The sequence below is a fragment of the Actinoplanes sp. NPDC049316 genome, from assembly GCF_040677315.1.
GTDB lineage: Bacteria > Actinomycetota > Actinomycetes > Mycobacteriales > Micromonosporaceae > Actinoplanes.
The window spans coordinates 53,020-72,233 of sequence record NZ_JBFAQM010000039.1 but is presented as its reverse complement, the minus strand read 5'-3'; the positions used below and the strand labels follow the sequence as shown (position 1 = coordinate 72,233).

Genomic DNA, 19,214 nt, shown 5'->3' with positions numbered 1-19,214 from the left:
CCGGCGGCCGGGCCCTCGCGCCCGGCGGGGCGCCGTCGCCGCACTGGCACTGGGTGGCGGCCGGCCCTCACCCCGGCGCGGCGCCGTCGCGCCCGTGCCGGGTGGCGGCACCGGGCCGTCATCGCGCAAGGCACGGAGACGTCTGGTCAAGACTCGCGGCCCGGGAGGAGCCCGGGCGCGAAAAGCGCGGCGGCGGGAGTCCCCGTCTCCCGTCGTCGCTCGCAGGCGGCGGACGGTCGCTCGGTGGTCGGCGTCCGTCCGCCCCACCCCACCGTTGCGGTGGGATCAGGCCCGTCCGGCGGCTTGCGCAGAGGCTCCGGGCGGGCAGAAACCCGCCGGCCGCCGGCTCCGACGGCGAGCCGGCGGGCGGCACGCGGCCCGCGACGGGGCTCGGGGGCGCGCGGCTGGGCTCGGACAGCGTGCCGGCGGCCGGCACGTGGTCGTGCGCCGCGCGGTCGCAGGATGGGGCCGGCGCGCGGCGTGTGACCTGTGGGCGCCTGCCGCGGTGGCGCGCCGGACGGGCATGAACGACTCACTAGGGTGGTGCGGATGGAACGAGCGAGGCGAGCCGCGGTGACAGCCGACGCCGCCGGAATCCTGGCCGGGTACGCGTTGGACGCCGTCCTCGGCGACCCGCGCCGTTTCCACCCCGTCGCCGGCTTCGGGCAGGCGGCCGCGGCGTTGGAAGGTCGCCTCTACCGTCCGGCCCGTCCCGCGGGGGCCGTTTACGCCGTGATCGCCGCCGGCGTTCCCGTCGTCGCCGGAGCGGCCCTCGCGAGAGCCACCCGGCGATGGCCGTGGGCTCGTGCGGGTCTGGTCGCGGCGGCCACCTGGACCGTGCTCGGTGGCCGTACGTTGCGTCGCGAGGCCGCCGTCATGGCCGGGCACCTGGAGCGTGGCGGCCTCGATGCGGCGCGGGGGCGGCTCGGTCACCTGTGCGGGCGGGACCCGTCGGCGCTCGACGAGCCTGAGCTGGCCCGGGCCACCGTCGAGTCCGTCGCCGAGAACACGTCCGACGCCGTCGTCGCCCCGCTGTTCTGGGGTGGCGTCGCCGGACTGCCGGGGCTCCTCGGATACCGGGCGGCGAACACGCTCGACGCGATGGTCGGGCATCGCTCAGCGCGGTACGCCCGTTTCGGCACCGCCTCGGCGCGCCTCGACGATGTGCTCAATCTGGTTCCCTCGCGGCTGACCGGCGTTCTGACGATCGGCGCTGCGCCCATCGTGGGCGGCCGGCCCGCCGAGACGTTGCGGGTGTGGCGGCGGGACCGCAACGATCACCCCAGTCCCAACGCCGGGCAGTGCGAGTCGGCGATGGCGGGGGCGCTGGGGGTACGGCTGGGGGGACGGAACGTCTACTTCGGGCGTACGGAGACCCGGCCGTTCCTGGGCGACGGACCCAGGCCGACGGCGACGCACGTGCGTCAGGCCGCGCGGGTGTCCGGCGCTGTCGGATTCGCCGCTGCGATCATCGGCGCCGGCATCGCGCTGGCCCGAGCGGGGAGGGGATGTCGGTGAGCGGTGGACTGTTGGTGGCCGGGACCACGTCCGATGCCGGCAAGAGTGTTGTCACGGCCGGGATCTGCCGGTGGCTGCACCGCCGTGGCGTGAAGGTGGCGCCGTTCAAAGCCCAGAACATGTCGAACAATTCCGTCGTCGTGGTCGGCGCCGACGGGCGCGGCGGCGAGATCGGGCGGGCTCAGGCGATGCAGGCCGCCGCCTGTGGGATCGCACCGGACATCCGCTTCAATCCGGTGCTGCTCAAACCGGGCAGCGATCTGTCCAGTCAAGTCGTGTTGCTGGGCGAGGCGGTCGACACCGTGACGGCCGGTAACTACCGGACGATGCGGCCGCGGCTCGCGGAGGTCGCCCACGCCACCCTGGCGGAGCTGCGCGCCGAGTACGACGCCGTGATCTGCGAGGGTGCCGGCAGTCCCACCGAGATCAATCTGCGGGACGGCGACTTCGTGAACATGGGGCTGGCGCGACGGGCCGGGCTTCCCGCCGTCGTCGTGGGCGACATCGACCGCGGCGGCGTCTTCGCGGCCCTGTTCGGCACGGTCGCGTTGCTGAGCCCCGAAGATCAGGCGCTGGTCAGCGGCTTCGTCATCAACAAGTTTCGCGGCGACCCGGGTCTGCTGCGACCCGGTCTCGACATGATCACCGCTGCCACGGGACGGCCGGTGCACGGCGTGCTGCCGTTCGACCTGGACGTGTGGCTCGATGCCGAGGATTCACTCGCGTACGGCAGGGTGCTCGGCCGGCCGGGGCCGCCGCGCGGCACACAGTGGCTGCGGGTCGCCGTCATCCGCCTGCCCCGGATCTCCAACGCGACCGACGCCGAGGCGCTCGCCACCGAGCCCGGTGTGCAGGTGCGGCTGACCATCGAGCCCGCCGAGATCGCCGACGCCGACCTCGTCGTCCTGCCCGGTTCGAAGGCGACCGTCTCCGACCTCGCCTGGCTGCGCGAGACCGGGCTCGCCGACGCGGTCCGGGCGCATGCGGCCGCCGGGAAGCCGCTGGTCGGCATCTGTGGCGGCTTCCAGATGCTGTCGGAGACCATCCACGACGAGGTGGAGAGCCGCCGCGGCACCGTGGCCGGCCTCGGCCTGCTGCCCGTCGAGATCACCTTCGGGGCGCGCAAGACCCTGGCCCGGTCGCGCGGCGCGGCCTGGGCTCAGGTCCCGGTCAGCGGCTACGAGATCCATCACGGGTACGTCTCCAGCGGCGACCCGGAGCCGCTCCTGCGGTACGCGGACGGCACGCCCGAAGGCGCGGTGGTCGGCTCCGTCTGCGGTACGCACTGGCACGGCGCTTTCGAGTCGGACGAGTTCCGGCGCCGGTTCCTCACCGAGGCCGCGCGCCAAGCGGGGCGGCACGGCTTCGTGGTGGCGCCGGACACCCGCTTCGCGGACGTACGGGAACGGGCCCTCGACGCCCTCGGTGACCTGGTCGAGGAGCATCTCGACACCGATGCGCTGTGGCGTCTGATCGAGCAGGGCCCACCCGCCGGCCTGCCGTTCGTACCGCCGGGAGCGCCGGCGGCCCCGCCTGTCATCCGTCCCGGGGAACACGGTGGATAGCTTCGCGGATCTCGCCGCGCGGATTCTGGCGACCGAGCCGCGGCTCGGGCCCGTACGGCTCGTGGCGATCGACGGGCCCAGCGGCTCGGGCAAGAGCTGGTTCGCCGGCCGGCTCGCCAAGGCCGCCGACGTTCCGGTCGTGCACACCGACGACCTGCTCGACGGCTGGGAGGACCAGTTCACGTTCTGGCCGCGTCTCGAGGAACAGGTGCTCGAGCCGTTGCGGCACGGGCGTCCGGCCACCTATCGGCGTTACCTGTGGCATCGGCGGGAGTTCGGCGGGGTTCCGTTGACCTGCGAGCCTGCTGCGGCCGTACTTTTGGAAGGGGTGACGTCGGCACGCCGGGCGATCCGTCCGGAGCTGTCGTATTCGGTCTTCGTTACCGCGCCCGCCGATCTGCGGTGGCGGCGGGTTCTGGCACGCGACGGGGCCGATGATGTTGCCTACCGGGCGTACCTTGAGCGCTGGCGCGCCGCAGAGGACGAGCACTTCGCCGCCGAAGCGACCGCTGCGCACGTCGACCTGGTGGTCGACGGGGCGGCGGAAGGCTCCGGCGAGGGGTACGAACGGCTGTAGCCTCCCGGCGCCGCAATGGGCCACGATCAGCTGCGTGAGCAGCGGGAACGGGGACGGACGATGACGACCGACGACAACCGGCCGACGCGGCGACGGGTCACGCTGACCGGCATCAGTTCCCGGGCCTGGGAACACCCCGCCGACCGCGGCGCGCTGACCGCCCTGCGGGAGCTGCGCGGCTTCGACGACGTGGTGAAGGCGTTCTTCGGCATGTGGAACGAGCGCGGGTTCCGCCTGCAGTTCCTCGCCGGCTCGATCCGCGTCGACCACCGGCAGTATCCGCGCGTCTACCAGCGCTTCACCGAGGCCGCCGCCACCCTCGACGTGGCCGAGCTCCCCGAGCTGTACGTGACCCAGTCGCCGGTCATCAACGGCCAGGCCGTCGGCATGGACAAGCCGTTCGTGGTCATCACGACCGCCGCCGTGGAGAAGCTCGACGACGACGAGCTGCGCGCGCTGCTGGGCCACGAGATCGGTCACGTCCGCAGCGGGCATGCGGTCTACAAGACGATCATGATGATCCTGACCCGCTGGGCCGCGAACCTCAGCTGGCTGCCGGTCGGCGCGATCGCGCTGCGGGCGATCATCGCCGCGATGTTCGAGTGGTGGCGCAAGGCGGAGTTGTCGGCCGACCGGGCGGGGCTGCTCGCCGGTCAGGACCCAGCGGCGTCGACGCGGCTGCTCATGAAGCTGGCCGGCGGCGGTGACCTCTCCCAGATCGACACGGCCGCGTTCCTCGAGCAGGCCGCCGAGTACGAGAGCGGCGGCGACCTGCGCGACAGCATCCACAAGATCGGCATGACGGCGTGGAGCAGTCACCCCGTGCCCGTGGCCCGGGCCTCGGAGCTGCGCAAATGGATCGACTCCGGCGACTACGCGCGGATTCTCGGAGGGGACTACCCGCGCCGCGACTCCGACGGCAACGCCTCGGTCACCGACGACGTCAAGGCAGCCGCGGAGTCGTACCGGCAGACGTTCAGCACCTCGCAGGATCCGCTCGTCGGCCTGCTGCGCAAGCTCGGCGACGGCGCGGCCGACCTGGCCGGCTCGGCTGCGCGCGGCGCTCGCGACTGGGCTTCCGGCACCAGCCGGCGCCGGAGCGACGACACCCCGCCGCCACCGCCGTCCTCGCCCAGCTGAGTTGTCCACAGGCCGGGTCCTCGCCTGCTGAGTTGTCCACAGGCCGTCTCCTCGGCCCCGCACCGACCCGGCGCGCGGGCCTAGGATCGGCTCATGAGCCTCACTGAAGACGACCTGCGCGCCGCGATCGCGCGTGAGCTGCCCGGAGTCCGCGCCGACCTCGAACGGCTGGTCCGCATTCCCGGGATCGCGTTCGAGGGCTTCGACCACTCGCACGTCGAGCGGTCCGCCGAGGCGGTCGCCGAGCTGCTGCGCGGGTGCGGGCTCGAGGTGCAGATCGTCCGTGCCGGCGGTCAGCCCGCCGTCATCGGCCACCGGCCCGCGCCGCCCGGTGCGCCGACGGTCCTGCTCTACGCGCACCACGACGTGCAGCCGGCGGGCGATCCGGCGCTGTGGGAGAGCGAGCCCTTCGAGCCGGTCGAGCGCGACGGACGCCTCTACGGGCGCGGCGCCGCCGACGACAAGGCCGGTGTCATGGCGCACGTCGCGGCGCTGCGTGCCTTCGGTGACCAGCTGCCGGTCGGCGTGGTGCTCTTCATCGAGGGCGAGGAGGAGTACGGCTCCGATTCCCTCGACGAGCTGCTGCAGACCCACAAGGAGCTGCTGCGCTCCGACGTCATCGTCATCGCCGACTCCGGGAACTGGGACATCGGCACGCCCGCGCTGACCACCTCGCTGCGCGGCCTCGTCAACTGCTTCGTCGAGGTGAGCGTGCTGCAGAGCGCCGTGCACAGCGGCATGTTCGGCGGCCCGGTTCCCGATGCGCTCACCGTCCTGGCCCGCCTCATCAGCACGCTGCACGACGAGCAGGGCGAGGTGGCGGTCGACGGGCTGGTCGGGCGGGAGGCCGCCACGGTCGACTACCCCGAGGAGCGGCTCCGCCACGAAGCGGGCGTCCTCGACGGGGTCAAGCTCATCGGCAGCGGACGGCTCACCGACCGCATCTGGACCAAGCCCTCGGTCTCCGTGCTCGGCATCGACGCCCCGAGGACCAACGAGGCACCCAACGCGCTGGTGCCCAAGGCGAAGGCCAAGCTGAGCGTGCGGCTGGCGCCCGGCGACGACCCCTCCTCGGCGTACGCGGCCATCCGCTCCCACCTCGAGAAGTACGTGCCGTGGGGCGCGCGGGTCGAGGTGACCTTGGAGAGCGGCGGCATGCCGTGCGTCATCGACGCGACCGGCCCGGCGTACGACGCGGCGCGCTCCGCCTTCGCGACCGCCTGGGACGGCGTGGAGCCGGTGGACATGGGCGTGGGCGGCTCGATCCCGTTCATCGCCACCTTCCAGGAGCTGTTCCCGCAGGCGGCGATCCTGGTGACCGGCGTGGAGGACCCGTACGCGGGCGCCCACGGCCCCAACGAGAGCCTGCATCTGGGCGAGTTCGCCCGGGTCTGCCTCGCCGAGGCGCTCTTGCTGCACAATGTGGCCGCGCTGGGCGCGGGCGCGGCTGCTTCCGGGAGTGCGGCGGCTGCCAGCGGCGCGGCTGCTTCCGGTGGTGCGGCGGTTTCCGGAGACGGCGTGTGACATGACGGCCCCGGACCCGGGCGCGTCCCGGCACAGCTGCGACGTTCTGGTGGTCGGCGCCGGACCGACCGGTCTGATGCTGGCCAACTGGCTGGTGAAGCTCGGCGTCCGGGTCGTCGTCGCCGACGGCAAGCAGGGCCCGACCCGCGAGTCCCGCGCACTCGTCCTGCAGGCGCGCAGCATCGAGGTGTACGACCAGCTCGGGATCTCCGACAAGGTCCTCGAGACTGCGCGCCGGGCCGAGGCGTTGGCACCGGGCTTCCGCGATCGCGTCTTCGGCCGGATCCCGCTCGGGCCCCTGGGCAGCGGCGTCACGCCGTACCCGTGGATCCAGGTTCTCGAGCAGAGCCGGAACGAAGAGATCCTCCACGACAACCTGCAAGCCCTCGGCGGCTCGGTCCGGTGGAATTCCCCGGTCACCCGGCTCACGCCGGGGCCGGACGGCGTGGAGGCGGTCGTCGGCGGCGAGACGGTCACCGCCCGCTACTGCGTCGGTGCGGACGGGGCCAACTCGATCGTGCGCAGGTCCCGCGACATCGCCTTCGACGGGGTCACCAACCCGCACCTGTTCTACGTCATCGACGCGACGGCCGTCGGCGGGCTGGTCGACGGCTCGGTCAACGTACGGCCGGGCGGCGACGACTTCCTGCTCGCCTTCCCGATGAACGGCCGCGGCAACTGGCGGCTCATCGGCCTCGTCCGCGACGACGACGGCGACGGCAAGGTGGGGGAGGACGACGCCCGCGTCCGGATCCGCCGCGAGTTCGCCGTCACGTACGCCGACTCGCGCTGGTTCGCGACCTACCGGGTTCATCACCGCGTGGCGGCCACCTTCCGCGACGGCCCGTTCTTCCTCGCCGGCGACGCCGCCCACGTCCACTCGCCGGTCGGCGGCCAAGGCATGAACACCGGCCTGCAGGACGCGCACAACCTGGCGTTCAAGCTCGCCGACGTCATCCACGGCCGGGCCGGCGAGGCGTGGCTCGACCGCTATGCGGCCGAACGACGGCCGGTTGCCCGTACGCTCGTCGCCACCACGGACAGGCTGTTCGGCTTCGTCACCTCGCAGAAGCTGTGGCTCCGTGCCGTACGCCGCGCCGCCGTGCCGTTCGTCGCCCCGGTCGCCGTACGCCTCCTGCCCCGCGCCTCGGGCGGCTCCCGCCTCTTCGAGTACGTGAGCCAGATCCGCATCCGCTACCCGATGCTGCCCGAGGAGCCCCGCGATCCCGTGGTGGGACGACGGCTGGCGTGGACCGGCGACAACTTCCCGGCTCTGCGGGCGCTGGAATGGCAGGTGCACGCGTACGGCGACGTGAGGCCACCACCCGATCTCGGCTTGCCGGTGCACGTCTTCGACGCGGCGCCGCAGACTCATCTGAGGCCCGGCATCCTCTACCTCGTACGCCCGGACGGGTTCGTGGCGGCAGCCGCCCCGCCGGACAAGGCGGCCGAGGTGTTCCGCCGCGCCATGCCGCCGCCGGCTGAAGGGGCAGGCAGTGCCGTGGCTCGGGGGACAGGGGCGCCCGGAAGTGCCGTGCCGCCACCGCCCACCGCGATGTCTGTTGGTTCCGTGCCGCCCGCGGGCGAGGGCCCCGGTGGTGTCGTGCCGCCGCCGGGGAGGGCGCCCGGTGGTGCGGTGCCGTCCGTGGGCGAGGCGCCCGGTGGTGCGGTGCCGCCGACGTCCTCCGAAGGGCGGGAAGTTCCGAACGGGTGAGTCTGCTGCGGCGCGGAGATCATTCCTGTTAGGATTCGAACATGAGTTCGAATAACGCCATCGAGGCGCTCCGCGCCGCCGGCAGTGCTCTGGGGGACGTCGACGTCTCCGGGTGGGACGACACCATGCTCACCGACCAGCTGGCGGAGCTCTCCGCCGTTCTGTGCCAGCTCGACGCGCAACTGAGCCGCGTCGCCGACGCCGTACGGGCCCGCGGCTTCCGCATCGCCGAGCCGGTGGCCGCCTGACTTCTCCGTCCCCTCCCTGCCGCGTTGCCCGAGCCTTCGCCCCAAGGTTCCCGCGCCGAGGCAGGCGCGCCACCCGCCCGGGCCGCAAAGCTCGGACGGTGGCGCAACGCCCGCATCGCCCGGAAGGCTTGTCGCCACAAGACTTCCGCGGAGATGGCGGGTGCCGCTGCCGGGTTCTCCCCGACCCGGCGGCGACCGGGCCGGCCCCATGTCCCTGGATGGCCGGCCCGGCAAGCTTCAACCGGCAGCGGCCCGGCGCCCGCTCCGATCGTCGCGCCCGCGGGTCGAGTCGGGCGAGCCGCAGCCGGCAGCGGTTCGGCGCCTGCTCGGTGGGTGTGCGCGTGGGACGAGTTGGGTGGGTCGCAGCTGCGGCGGCCGGCGCGTCCGGTTCGATCGCCGCGTCTGCCGGGGCGAGGCCCGCAAGCCTCAACCGGCAGCGGCCCGGCGCCGCCGATCCGTTGCCGGCACCCGCGTCCCTCCGCCACGACGCGCCCGGCACGCGTCCTGGCGGAGGGAGCCGGGCCGTGGCGACCGCTTCACGGGGGAGTGCGTCTCGACGGCCCGGAAAATGTCGGAGGTGGCTGCCAGGATGGGTCCGTGCAGTTCCTGGATCTGGCAGCCACCTCGGCAGCCGTCGCCGCCGTGCCGGGCCGCAAGGCCAAGGTCGACTTGCTCGCCGACGCCCTGCGCCGGTTGGAGCGTGATGAGATCGCCCCCGGTTCGGCCTATCTGGCGGGTGAGCTTCGGCAGCGGCAGACCGGTGTCGGTTACGCCGCCCTGCGTGATCTGCCCGCTCCCGCCGCCGAGGGCAGCCTGACCGTCGCCGAGGTGGACGAGCGCATCGCCGCCATCTCCGTCGTTTCCGGGGCCGGGTCGCAGGCTCGCCGTCGGGAGCTGCTCGCCGATCTCTTCGGGCGGGCCACCGCAGAGGAGCAGCGCCTCCTGGTGGGCCTCTTCGGTGGTGAGCTGCGTCAGGGCGCCCAGGCCGGCCTGCTCGCCGACGCGATCGCCCGGGCGGCCGAGGTCCCCCTCACCGCCGTGCGGCGGGCGCTGCTGCTGTCCGGTGACCTCAAGCAGGTGGCGGTGGCGGCGCTGACCGGCGGGGCACCCGCGCTGTCCGAGATGAGCCTTCGGGTCGGCACTCCACTCACTCCCATGCTCGCCAGCAGCGCACCCGACGTCGGCGCTGCCCTGCTCGCGACCGGGGCGCCCGCGACCGTCGACGTGAAGCTCGACGGGATCCGCATCCAGGTGCACCGCTCGGGCGACGACGTGGCCGTCTTCACCCGCAGCCTCGACGACATCACGCCCCGGCTGCCGGAGGTGGTGGCCGCCGTCCGGGCCCTTCCCGTCCGGGATGTCGTGCTCGACGGTGAGGCGATGGCCCTGGACGCCGACGGGCGGCCGAGGCCGTTCCAGGAGACGTCCAGCCGGGCTGCCACCCGCGGTGCACGGCGCGGGGGAAAGGCAGGTCCGGTGGCCGGACCGGCGCTCGTGCCGTACTTCTTCGATCTGCTGCATCTCGACGGCGCCGACCTGCTCGACGAGCCGGGCCGGGCGCGCTGGTCGGCGCTCGCCGACACCCTGCCGGGGTCGCTCGTCGTCGGCCGCCGCACGGTCGAGACCGAGGAGCAGGCCAAGGAAGCGTTCGCCGCGGCCCTTGCCGCCGGTCAGGAGGGCGTCGTCATCAAAGCCCAGGACGCCCCGTACGACGTGGGCCGCCGCGGCGCCGCCTGGGTGAAGGTGAAGCCCCGCCACACGCTTGACCTGGTCGTGCTCGCGGTCGAGTGGGGCCACGGCCGGCGCAAGGGCTGGCTGTCCAACCTGCACCTGGGCGCGCGCGACCCGCGCACCGGCGGCTTCGTGATGCTCGGCAAGACCTTCAAGGGCCTGACCGACGAGCTGCTGCGCTGGCAGACCGAGCGCTTCAAGCAACTGGCCCTCGACGATTCCGGCTGGGTCGTCACCGTACGCCCGGAGCAGGTCGTCGAAATCGCCTTCGACGGCGTGCAGACATCCCCGCGCTACCCGGGCGGCGTGGCGCTGAGGTTCGCCCGGGTCCTGCGCTACCGAGACGACAAACGAGCCGAGGAGGCCGACACGATCGACATGGTGAGGGCAATCGGCCTGCCGGCGCGGCCGGATGAGCCCGGCCCGCCGGTGCGGCCGGATGAGCCCGGCCCGCCGATGTGACCCCCGAGGCCACCACCCGGCCTGTCAGCTGGCCGGGCCGCGTGCTGGCCGGACCGGAGGTGGCCGGGCCGGGTGCCTGCGCCTGCCGGGCCGGGTGCTGGCGGGGCCGGGTGCTGGCCAGGCCGGGCCGGGTGCTGGCGGGGCCGGGTGCTGGCGGGGCCGGGTGCTGGCGGGGCCGGGTGCCCGCCAGGCCGGGTGCAGCCCGCGCCGCGTGCCCGCCGGTCGCCCGGCCGCCTGCCGCCCGGCCGCCTGCCGCCCGGGCCGCCTGCCGCCCGGGCCGCCGGTCGACGGGAGCCGTCTGCCCGAACGCCATCTCGTCCGGCGGCCGGCTCGGCCCGAGATCGGCTCGTCCGCGGATATCTCGAGCCGGCTCGTCCAGCGCCCCCGCACCCCTACAAAGCCGCCAGCGACCGCACGTAATTCACCTGCTGATGGACGAACGTGACCTGGCCATGGTCGGTCACCGGGATCCGAGCGACATACTGCCGCGTCCCGTTGGTCACCGTCACCTGCACCGTCCCGCGTGGAATCGTCACCTTGACCAGCAGGAACAGCAGGCTGAACACCGTCAGCACGCAGAACCCCGCGATCGCTGCGACGACCGCCCAGGTGGGGATCTTCGTCTCGTTGTGCCAGTAGTCGTGGACGGTCCACGTCGAGCCCGCCAGCGGGATGTCGCCGGCCGGGGTGTGCACGACCGTCGAGGTGACGCCCATGTCCCCGATCTGAACGATCACCGGTCCCGCGGTGGCCGGTACGTCCGGCGGCGGCACCGGCGGCAGGGGCACGCTCCACGGGTCACTCGGGTTCGCATCCTGGGGAAACGTCACCTGCAAAACCCTAGCCGGGCCCACAACACCACGAAAACCCCGAGCGGTGAAGGCAGAGGAAGCCGACTCGAAGCCACGAACTCCCCGCCGGGAAGGCCGAGGAAGCCCTGCGGGAAGCGTCAGAAAGCCGAGGAAGCCCTGCGGGAAGCGTCAGAAAGCCGAGGAAGCCCTGCGCGAAGCGTCAGAAGGCCAAGGAAGCCCCGCGAAGCGTCGGAAGCCCAAGGGAATCCCGCGCGGAACAGCCCACGCCGGCAAGGCGACGAGCCGCGGTCAGTCCGGCTTCCGATCGACCGGCACGGCCGCGACCCGCTCGTCGGCTTCCGCCACCCGATCCACCCGCCCCTTCGCCGGCGCGTCCCCCCGCGCCTCCTTGCGGGCCTGCAGGCCGAACACCACCAGCGCCATGACCGCGAACAGCCACCACTGGATCGCGTACCCGCCGTTCTGCCACGCGTCCTCGTGGTTGATCGAGATCTTCGCGTACCCCGGTTCCGGCTTGCTGACCAGGACGTACGCGCCGTACACCGGGTATGGGAGCTCGCCGGCCAGACGTGGCAGGGAGATGCGGCGGGTGTCGATGCGGCCGTCGCGGCGGGCGATGGCGGAGGGGTGGCTTTCCGAGAGGTGGAGCTGGCCGACCACCGTGACCTCGCCCGTGGGGGGTGGGGTGGCGACCGGCGGGGAGATGGCGTCGCCGTTGGAGGACGGGACCCAGCCCCTGTCGATCAGCACCGCGGTGCCGTCGGCGAGGATGAGGGGGGTCACGATCTCGAAGCCGACCTTGCTGTCGACCGTACGCCCGCGGGCCTGGATCTCGTGCGTGGCGTCGTACCGTCCGGTGACGGTGACCTTCGTCCAGGCCTTGTCCTTGCCGGGTTGGTCGCCGAGCTTGCCGGCCGCGGTGGGCTTGGCCAGCGCGGAGGTCAGCGGCACCGCGGGGGCGGAGTCCGCCGCGTCGATGCGTTCGTTGATCGCGGAGCGTTCGTGGTACCGGTGGAGCTGCCAGTTGCCGAGCATGACCATGATCACCGACGCGACCACGGTCAGCGCCGCCGCGGCGAGCCAGCGTGGGGTCAGCAGGAACCGGTACACGGTCCGAGGCTACCCGGGTGCCGACCGGCGCTCGCGGCTGGCAGGTAGGGTGCGACATCCGGGGCGTCAATATCATGTCGCCGCCGTTTTCCGTATCCCCGAGGGAGCCACTGATGACCAGCCAATCACGCCTGGTGGTGAGCGCCCCCTCGTCCGGGCACGGCAAGACCGCCATCGCGGTGGGGCTGCTGGCCGCCTGCGCGGCCCGGGGGGTGCCGGCGGCCGGCTTCAAGGTGGGACCCGACCACACCGACGCCGCGTACCTGGGCCTCGCCGCCGGCCGGCCCGGCCGCAACCTGGACCCGCGGCTGGTCGGCTCGCACCGCATCGCCCCGCTGTTCGCGCACGGCGCGGCCGGCTCGGAGATGGCGGTCATCGAGGGCGCGATGGGGCTGTTCGACAGCCTCACGGGTCAGCCTGAGATCGACGGCACCGCGGCGGTCGCGGCCGCGCTCCGCGCCCCGGTGCTGCTCGTGGTCGATGTCGCCGCGATGGGGCATTCGCTCGCCGCGCTGGTGCACGGCTTCCGCATGTTCGACGAGATGGTGCACCTCGGCGGTGTCGTGCTGAACCGCGTCGCGTCGCCACGGCACGAGGAGATGCTGCGTACCGCTCTCGACGACATCGGCATGCCCGTCCTGGGCGCGCTGCGCCGCGGTGATCTTCCCGCGGTCCTGCCGGCGCGGGCGCAGGGCCCGGTCCCGGTCGCGCACCGCACGGTCGAGGCGGTCCGGGCCGTACGCCGTCTGGGTGAAGCCGTCGCCGGCGCGCTGGACCTGGACCGGATCATGGCGCTCGCCGACACCGCCCCGGCGCTGCCCGGCCCGGCCTGGTCGCCGGCGGACGCCCTCGCCGAGGCCACCGGGGAGCCCCCGGTCCCGCCGGAGCACCGTCCCGTCATCGCGCTCGCGGGCGGCCCCGGCGCGCCTTACACGTACGTCGAGACAGCGGAACTCCTGACGGCCGCGGGAGCGGACGTCGCGGTGATCGACCCGCTCCGCGACGAGGCGCTGCCGCCCGGCACGCGGGCGGTGATGATCGGCGCGGGCCTGCCGGAAAGCTACGCGGAGGAATTGTCCGCCAACCGCCGCCTCAACGCGGCGGTGGCCCGCCTCGCCCACGACGGCGGCCCCATCATCGCGGAGGGTGTCGGCCTGCCCTGGCTCGGCCACGACTTCGACGGCCGCCCGATGTGCGGCATCCTCGACGCGACGGCGACGACCGCGGCCCAGACGGTGGCCGGCTACCGCGAGGCCACGGCCCCGTCGACGTCGGTCCTGGCCCCGGCCGGGGCCCGCATCACCGGCTACAAGCAGCACCGAGCGATCGTCGCGCCGCGCTCCGGGAAGGTTCCGGCCTGGACCTGGTCCGGCGGCAACCCCGAAGGCTTCGTCTGGCGACAGGTCCACGCCTCGCAGCTGGGCCTGCACTGGGCGGGCGCCCCGGAAATCGCCCGCCGCCTGGTCGCGGCGGCCATCCCCGCGGCGGCCGTCCCGGCGGCCGGCGGTCATCCGGCGGGTCACGCGGCGGCCGTCTCCCCGGCCGGCGGTCATTCCGCGGGTCACGCGGCGGCCGTCTCCCCGGCCGCGCCGATCCCCGGCCACGCGGCCGTGTCGCCGGTCGCGGGCCACGCCGCGGCCGTCCCGCCGGTCGCCGGCCACGGGGCCGGCGCGTCGTCGATCGCCGCCCACGCCGCCGTGTCGCCGGTCGCGGGCCACGCGGCCGCGGTGCCGGCTCAGCCGCCGGGCCCGCCGGCGGACTCGGACGACGACCCGGGCGAGGCCACGGTGTCGCTCTCGACCGCGGCGATTCACAACCAGGACCAAGGTACGGCCGCACCCGCGCAGTGACACCGAAGCTCGCGACCGCCCGGCTGCCTGAACGGGGCGAGGACGTCATCCGCCGGGCCTCGTGTGGCGATCAGGCGGTGGGCAGCTCACGCATGCGCGGCACGGGAGAGAACGCGACGAAGAGCACCCCGGCCACCGCACCGACCGCGCCGATCCACAGTGTTTCGTGCACCCCGATCAGCTCGCCGAGCAATCCGCCGAGCAGGGCCCCGATCGGCCGTACCCCGTAGTTGACCGTGCGTTGCGCGCCTTTGACCAGCGCCAAGCGGGACACCGGAGTGGCCGCCGTCTGCAGCGAGCCGACCCCGATGTCGAGGATCATCACGCCGAGCGCGGAGAGGAACTCCGCGGCCAGCAGCATGCCGACGACCACCGGCCGGGAGCCGTCGGCGAGCGGGATCAGGACGAGCGGGAGCGGGAAGGCCACGTACCCGAGGACCACGACCGGGCCGATGCCGAACCGGCGGGTGAGCGTGCCGGTGACCGCGGCGCCGACCAGCCCGCCGAGCGAGGCGATGCCGAGGATCGTACCGAGCAGCCCGGGGGAGACGCCCAGCTCCGTGGTCACGTAGAAGATCAGCATGGCGTGAAACACGTAGTTGAACAGGTTGATCACGGTGACGCCGAGCAGCAGTTGCCGCAGCACCACGGACCGGGCGACGAACGCCAGCCCCGAGCCGATGCCCGGGCGGCCGCCTTCCGATGCCGGGGCGGCGTTCTCCGGCGGTGCGATCCGGGTCAGCAGAACAGCGGATCCCAGGTACGAGAGCACGTCCGCCACCAGCGCGAAGGGCGCGGTGAGCACCTGCACGAGGACACCGCCGACGCTCGGTCCCGCCACGTACGACATGGCCCGGGCGCCGTTGGTCAGCGAGTTCGCCGCGATGTAGTCCGGCCGCCGCACCACGGACGCGAACAGGCTGCCGTCGGCGACCTCGTAGAAGACGGTGAGCGTGCCGATGGCCAGGGCCACCGCGCAGAGATGCCACAGCTGCAGCACGCCGGCGAACGCGAGCACCGGCACCACGGTGAGCAGGGCGGCGCGGCCCAGGTCGGCGCCGATCATCACCTTCCGCTTGGCCGCCCGCCGGTCGACCCACGCCCCGGCGAGCAGCGACAGGAAGAGGTTCGGTATCAGAGCGGCGGCGGTGAGGTATCCCATCTCGGCCGCTCCGGCGCCGATCGTCAGCACGGCCAGCAGCGGAACGGCGATCAGCGAGATCTGGTCGCCGACCAGCGAGACGACGTGCGCGGACCAGTAGCCCCGGAATTCCCGGTCGCGGAGCAGCGCGGCTGCGGGCCTCGGCGGGACCTCGGTGGTCATGGCGTGCCGGGCTCCGGCGCCGGAATCATCAACTGCACGATGGCGACCGGGCGGGACCCCTTCACTCGGGCGGAGGGGTCCCGGTACGGCTCCAGCAGCGCCTCGATCTGCTGCGTGAGGGTGACCAGTTGCTCAGGAGTCACGTAGACCATGTCGTCGCCGAAGCCCGCCGCGCTGCGCCACTCGGCGGACTCCTCACCGCGCACCGCGAGATAGGCCTGTGCCCGCCGCATGTACTGCCCGAGGATCGCCGCGTTCAGCTGGTCGGTCGCGGCCCGCAGCTCCGCGTCGCCCGAGTCGTCGGTCCAGGAGGTGCTGCTCGCGGTGGCCTGCCACGGGCGTTCGCGTCCGTCGGCGGCGGGTGCCCGCTCCACCAGCCCGTATTTCGCGAGCTGCCGCAGGTGGAACGAGCAGTTCGGCACGTTCTCGTCCAGCTCGGCGGCGCACTGGGTGGCGGTCATCGGGCCGTTGCGGCGCAGCATGCCGATCAGGCTCAGCCGCAGCGGGTGCGCGTACGCGCGCAGGGCTCGTGGGTCGTTCAGCCGGATCGTTCCGCGCTCGTCGGGGGACACACCCTAGAGATTGCTTTAGAAACATTCCTTTAGCAATGTCGGACGGCGGCTGGTCGGCGCGTCGCCGGCGGACACGCCGGACGGCAATTGTCGTAGGGCGGCTTTACGGTGAGGGGGTCCCGCGCGAAGGGAGAACAGCCGTGGCCGACCGTGTGCCCCTGGACTTCGACCCACCGGTCCGTCGGATCCGGGCACTGTTGCTGGGCATCACCGACGACCATCTCACCGCGCCGACCCCGTGTCCGGATTGGACGGTCGGCGACCTGCTCGATCACATCATGGGTCTCGGCTGGGCGTTCACCCAGGCGGCCCAGAAGAGAACGGACGCACCCGGCACCGGCACGGCCCCGCCGCAACCCTCCGCGGCCAACCTCTCACGCCACTGGCGCAGCCGGCTCCCGGTGGTCCTGGAGGATCTCTCCACGGCCTGGAAGCACCCGACGGCCTGGGAAGGCACGGCCCGGGCCGGAGGCGTCACCATGCCGGCGGCCGCCATGGGCACCGTGGCGATCAACGAGGTGACGATGCACGGCTGGGACCTGGCCCGCGCCACCGGCCAGGAATACGCGGCCGATCCACGCATCCTCGAGACGCTCATCGAGTTCCTGTCGCAGGGCCCGGCCGAGGGCACCCCCGGCCTCTTCGGCCCGGTGATCCCCACGGACGGCGAGGCGACCCTGCTGGAGCAGGCGGTGGCCCTCGCCGGCCGTAACCCGCACTGGCGCCCGCTGACCGCCCCGCACTGACCCGCCCACCCACCCGGCGAACCGGACCGGCCCGGCCGCGGACGGCGATCGACGGCGGCCCCGCCGTGGTCGGACGCCACCGGCGATCGGGCCGGGCCGCCCACGGCGACCCGGCCCGATCCGGTCTCTCAACCCCCATGCACCATGTAGTCCGGCGGAGGGTTGAACTTCTCTTTCGGCTTCCCCTTGAGCGCATCCTTCAGGGTCTCCGCCACGGTGTACTTCGAGATGGTCCCGCGGCTCGACCCGACCGTGTTCTTCGGATTATCGGGATCCGCAACGAACGCCGCCGCCGCCAGCTGCGGCGTGTAGCCGCAGAACCACGCGCTCCGGTTGCTGTCGGTGGTGCCGCTCTTGCCGGCGACCGGCCGGTGCAGGGTGGCGTGGACCATCGGCGACGTCTGCCAGCCTCCGCAGTTGCCCTTGGCCGCTCCGTACCCGGTCACGCACCGTGCGGCGTCGGTTGCCGCCTGGGCGACCTCCGGGCGGAGTTCCTGGCGGCAGCGCGGGCCGGCCACCTTCTTGCCCTTGTACACGAGGCTCGCCCCGTCACGGGTGTTGATGAGGCGGACCGGGATGGGTTCGCAGTATTTGCCTTCCGCGGCGAGGGTGGCGAAGACGTTGGCCATCTCGACGGGGGTGGCGTCGCTGACGCCGAGGGTGAAGGCGCCCCAGCCGCTGGCGCGTTCGGGGGTGGCCAGTTCCCGGTCGACGTCGGTCCGCCATTTCAGCCCGAGCCGTTCGGCCATCCGTACGGCCTTCTCCGCGCCCACCTTCTGTTCGAGCTGCACGAAGTACGTGTTGACGGATTTGCCGAAGCCGCTCCACATCGTCTGCCGCCCGGTCATCGAGGCGCTGGAGTTCTTCGGGCACCAGTGGATGCCGCAGGTCGCCGGCCCGGGTGCGGTGATGTATTTGGTGACGTACCGCTGGGGCGAGTCGAAGGCCGTGTCGAGCGGCATGCCCTCGTCGAGGGCGGCGAGCATCGTGAAGATCTTGAAGGTGGAGCCGGCCTGGTAGCCCGCCATGTCACCACCGCCGAGCAGCGGGTTGACGGTGTTCGGGTAGTTGCCGCGGATCTTGTCGCGCTTGCGGCGGTCGCTGTGCTCGCCGTTGTTCTTCTGGTCGAGCGAGTAGCGACGGTTGACGGCCATCGCCTTGATGCGGCCCGTGCCGGGCTCGATCACGACTTCGCCGTGCGCATAGACGCTCTTCTTCTTCTCCTTGTCGAGGATGTGTTCCATCGCCGAGGCCTGGATCTTCGGGTCGATCGTGGTGACGACGCGGTAGCCGCCGCGGCGCAGGTTCTCGAGGCGTTCCCGCGGGTCCGCGCCGAAGGCCGGCTGTTCCATCCACCAGTTGCGCATGTAGTCGCAGAAGAAGCCCCAGTCGTTGTGCTTCTTCGGTACGGAGACGCAGTCGTTGGGCGGGCTGGTCAGCTTCAGCTTGATCTTCGTCTTGCGCGCGGCGTCGGCCTGCGCCGCGGTGATCGAGCCCATCTTGCGCATCTGGTCGATCACGTAGTTGCGCCGTTCGGTGGCCGCGCTCCGGTCGTTGACGGCCGGGTCGTACGCCGTGGGCGCCTTGACGAGCCCGGCGAGCAGCGCCGCCTCGGTGAGCGTCAGCTGCTTGGGCGTCTTGGAGAAGAACACCTCGGAGGCGGCGAAGATCCCGTACGCGCGATGCCCGAAGTACGCCGAGTTGAGGTACCGCTGCAGGATCTCCTGCTTCGACACGCGCTTCTCGAGCTCGATGGCCAGGCGCATCTCCCGCAGCTTCCGCGCGGTGGTCTGCTCGGTGGCTTCCAGCGCCTCCTTGGGCGTCCGGGCGCCGTCGCGCAGCGCCATGCGGACGTACTGCATGGTCAGCGTGGAGGCGCCTTGGGAGACGCCGCCGGCCTGCTGGTTGGCGACGAACGCGCGGGCCACGCCCTTGGGGTCGACGCCGTTGTGCTCGTAGAACCGGGTGTCCTCGGACGCCACGATCGCGCTCGTGATGTACGGCGACATGTCCTCGATCTTCGTCGGCTTGCGGTGCTCCTCGTAGAACATGGTGAGCAGCGTCTTGCCGTCGCTCGCGTACACGTAGGTGGTCTGCGCGGAGGGCACGACCGTGAGCTGTTCCGGCATGCTCGCCAGCGCGTCGGCCCCGGTCTTGGCTCCGACGCCCGCCAGGGCGACCAGCGGGAAGACGAGACCGGCGATGGCGACGCCGGCGATCAGTCCGGCGCGGATGAGCGGGGCGAGTCGTCCAGCTTTGGCGAGTCCGGTCTTCGTCACCCCTCGAAGGTATGACAAAACGGCCGAAGTGAACTCCGGTTT

Annotated in this window: 14 protein-coding genes and 1 pseudogene; 10 read left to right on the top strand and 5 right to left on the bottom strand. The window is 72.7% G+C overall.

The features are described 5' to 3' along the window. Window positions 1–549 precede the first annotated feature (549 nt). From AB0K03_RS37160 to AB0K03_RS37125, 8 genes and pseudogenes are all read left to right on the top strand, one after another. Window positions 550–1,518 carry a cobalamin biosynthesis protein gene (locus tag AB0K03_RS37160; RefSeq protein WP_364695477.1) on the top strand — a complete coding sequence of 323 codons (969 nt, stop codon included), beginning with the start codon at window positions 550–552 and terminating at the stop codon, window positions 1,516–1,518. Further along, on the top strand, window positions 1,515–3,083 hold the full coding sequence (locus AB0K03_RS37155) for a cobyric acid synthase (protein ID WP_364695474.1): 1,569 nt from the start codon (window positions 1,515–1,517) through the stop codon (window positions 3,081–3,083). The genes AB0K03_RS37160 and AB0K03_RS37155 overlap by 4 nt, the downstream gene beginning before the upstream one ends. Next, entirely contained in the window at window positions 3,076–3,660 is a 585-nt protein-coding gene (locus tag AB0K03_RS37150; protein ID WP_364695471.1) for a hypothetical protein, read from the top strand. The genes AB0K03_RS37155 and AB0K03_RS37150 overlap by 8 nt, the downstream gene beginning before the upstream one ends. Before the next feature lie 60 nt (window positions 3,661–3,720). Continuing rightward, a complete protein-coding gene (locus AB0K03_RS37145; protein ID WP_364695468.1) occupies window positions 3,721–4,800 on the top strand; it encodes a M48 family metallopeptidase in 1,080 nt (359 codons plus the stop codon). A 93-nt stretch (window positions 4,801–4,893) separates the two neighbouring features. Continuing rightward, window positions 4,894–6,231 (top strand): annotated as a pseudogene (locus tag AB0K03_RS37140) (dipeptidase); the annotation flags it as partial. Between the two features lie 94 nt (window positions 6,232–6,325). Continuing rightward, a complete protein-coding gene (locus AB0K03_RS37135; protein WP_364695465.1) occupies window positions 6,326–8,038 on the top strand; it encodes an FAD-dependent monooxygenase in 1,713 nt (570 codons plus the stop codon). A 41-nt stretch (window positions 8,039–8,079) separates the two neighbouring features. Then, window positions 8,080–8,286 (top strand): hypothetical protein, encoded by a 207-nt coding sequence (locus tag AB0K03_RS37130; RefSeq protein WP_364695463.1) that lies wholly within the window; start codon window positions 8,080–8,082, stop codon window positions 8,284–8,286. 597 nt (window positions 8,287–8,883) lie between these two features. Beyond that, window positions 8,884–10,479, top strand: a complete 1,596-nt coding sequence (locus tag AB0K03_RS37125; RefSeq protein WP_364695460.1) for an ATP-dependent DNA ligase — start codon at window positions 8,884–8,886, stop codon at window positions 10,477–10,479. Between the two features lie 392 nt (window positions 10,480–10,871). Here AB0K03_RS37125 and AB0K03_RS37120 read toward each other — a convergent pair whose 3' ends face one another. Further along, window positions 10,872–11,309, bottom strand: coding sequence for a hypothetical protein (locus AB0K03_RS37120; RefSeq protein WP_364695457.1), 438 nt, complete (start codon window positions 11,307–11,309; stop codon window positions 10,872–10,874). A 270-nt stretch (window positions 11,310–11,579) separates the two neighbouring features. Continuing rightward, window positions 11,580–12,401, bottom strand: a complete 822-nt coding sequence (locus AB0K03_RS37115) for an SURF1 family protein (protein WP_364695454.1) — start codon at window positions 12,399–12,401, stop codon at window positions 11,580–11,582. A gap of 113 nt (window positions 12,402–12,514) precedes the next feature. Between AB0K03_RS37115 and AB0K03_RS37110 the strand changes: the two genes are divergently transcribed. Continuing rightward, window positions 12,515–14,251 (top strand): cobyrinate a,c-diamide synthase, encoded by a 1,737-nt coding sequence (locus tag AB0K03_RS37110; RefSeq protein WP_364695451.1) that lies wholly within the window; start codon window positions 12,515–12,517, stop codon window positions 14,249–14,251. A 70-nt stretch (window positions 14,252–14,321) separates the two neighbouring features. Here the strand turns inward: AB0K03_RS37110 and AB0K03_RS37105 are convergent, their stop codons facing one another. Both AB0K03_RS37105 and AB0K03_RS37100 read right to left on the bottom strand, forming a co-directional pair. Then, window positions 14,322–15,575 carry an MFS transporter gene (locus tag AB0K03_RS37105; RefSeq protein ID WP_364695448.1) on the bottom strand — a complete coding sequence of 418 codons (1,254 nt, stop codon included), beginning with the start codon at window positions 15,573–15,575 and terminating at the stop codon, window positions 14,322–14,324. After that, on the bottom strand, window positions 15,572–16,147 hold the full coding sequence (locus AB0K03_RS37100; protein WP_364695445.1) for a helix-turn-helix domain-containing protein: 576 nt from the start codon (window positions 16,145–16,147) through the stop codon (window positions 15,572–15,574). Before AB0K03_RS37100 ends, AB0K03_RS37105 begins: the two co-directional genes overlap by 4 nt. Before the next feature lie 140 nt (window positions 16,148–16,287). Between AB0K03_RS37100 and AB0K03_RS37095 the strand changes: the two genes are divergently transcribed. Then, a complete protein-coding gene (locus tag AB0K03_RS37095; protein ID WP_364695442.1) occupies window positions 16,288–16,893 on the top strand; it encodes a TIGR03086 family metal-binding protein in 606 nt (201 codons plus the stop codon). Window positions 16,894–17,021: 128 nt separating this feature from the next. Here the strand turns inward: AB0K03_RS37095 and AB0K03_RS37090 are convergent, their stop codons facing one another. Further along, window positions 17,022–19,172 carry a transglycosylase domain-containing protein gene (locus AB0K03_RS37090; RefSeq protein WP_364695440.1) on the bottom strand — a complete coding sequence of 717 codons (2,151 nt, stop codon included), beginning with the start codon at window positions 19,170–19,172 and terminating at the stop codon, window positions 17,022–17,024. Window positions 19,173–19,214: the final 42 nt, after the last annotated feature.

What these genes read in the sequence shown, in the direction of transcription:
- AB0K03_RS37160 (WP_364695477.1), top strand. Translation starts at nt 550, where the DNA reads ATGGAACGAGCGAGGCGAGCCGCGGTGACAGCCGACGCCGCCGGAATC.
- AB0K03_RS37145 (WP_364695468.1), top strand. Translation starts at nt 3,721, where the DNA reads ATGACGACCGACGACAACCGGCCGACGCGGCGACGGGTCACGCTGACC.
- AB0K03_RS37135 (WP_364695465.1), top strand. Translation starts at nt 6,326, where the DNA reads ATGACGGCCCCGGACCCGGGCGCGTCCCGGCACAGCTGCGACGTTCTG.
- AB0K03_RS37130 (WP_364695463.1), top strand. Translation starts at nt 8,080, where the DNA reads ATGAGTTCGAATAACGCCATCGAGGCGCTCCGCGCCGCCGGCAGTGCT.
- AB0K03_RS37110 (WP_364695451.1), top strand. Translation starts at nt 12,515, where the DNA reads ATGACCAGCCAATCACGCCTGGTGGTGAGCGCCCCCTCGTCCGGGCAC.
- AB0K03_RS37105 (WP_364695448.1), bottom strand. Translation starts at nt 15,575, where the DNA reads ATGACCACCGAGGTCCCGCCGAGGCCCGCAGCCGCGCTGCTCCGCGAC.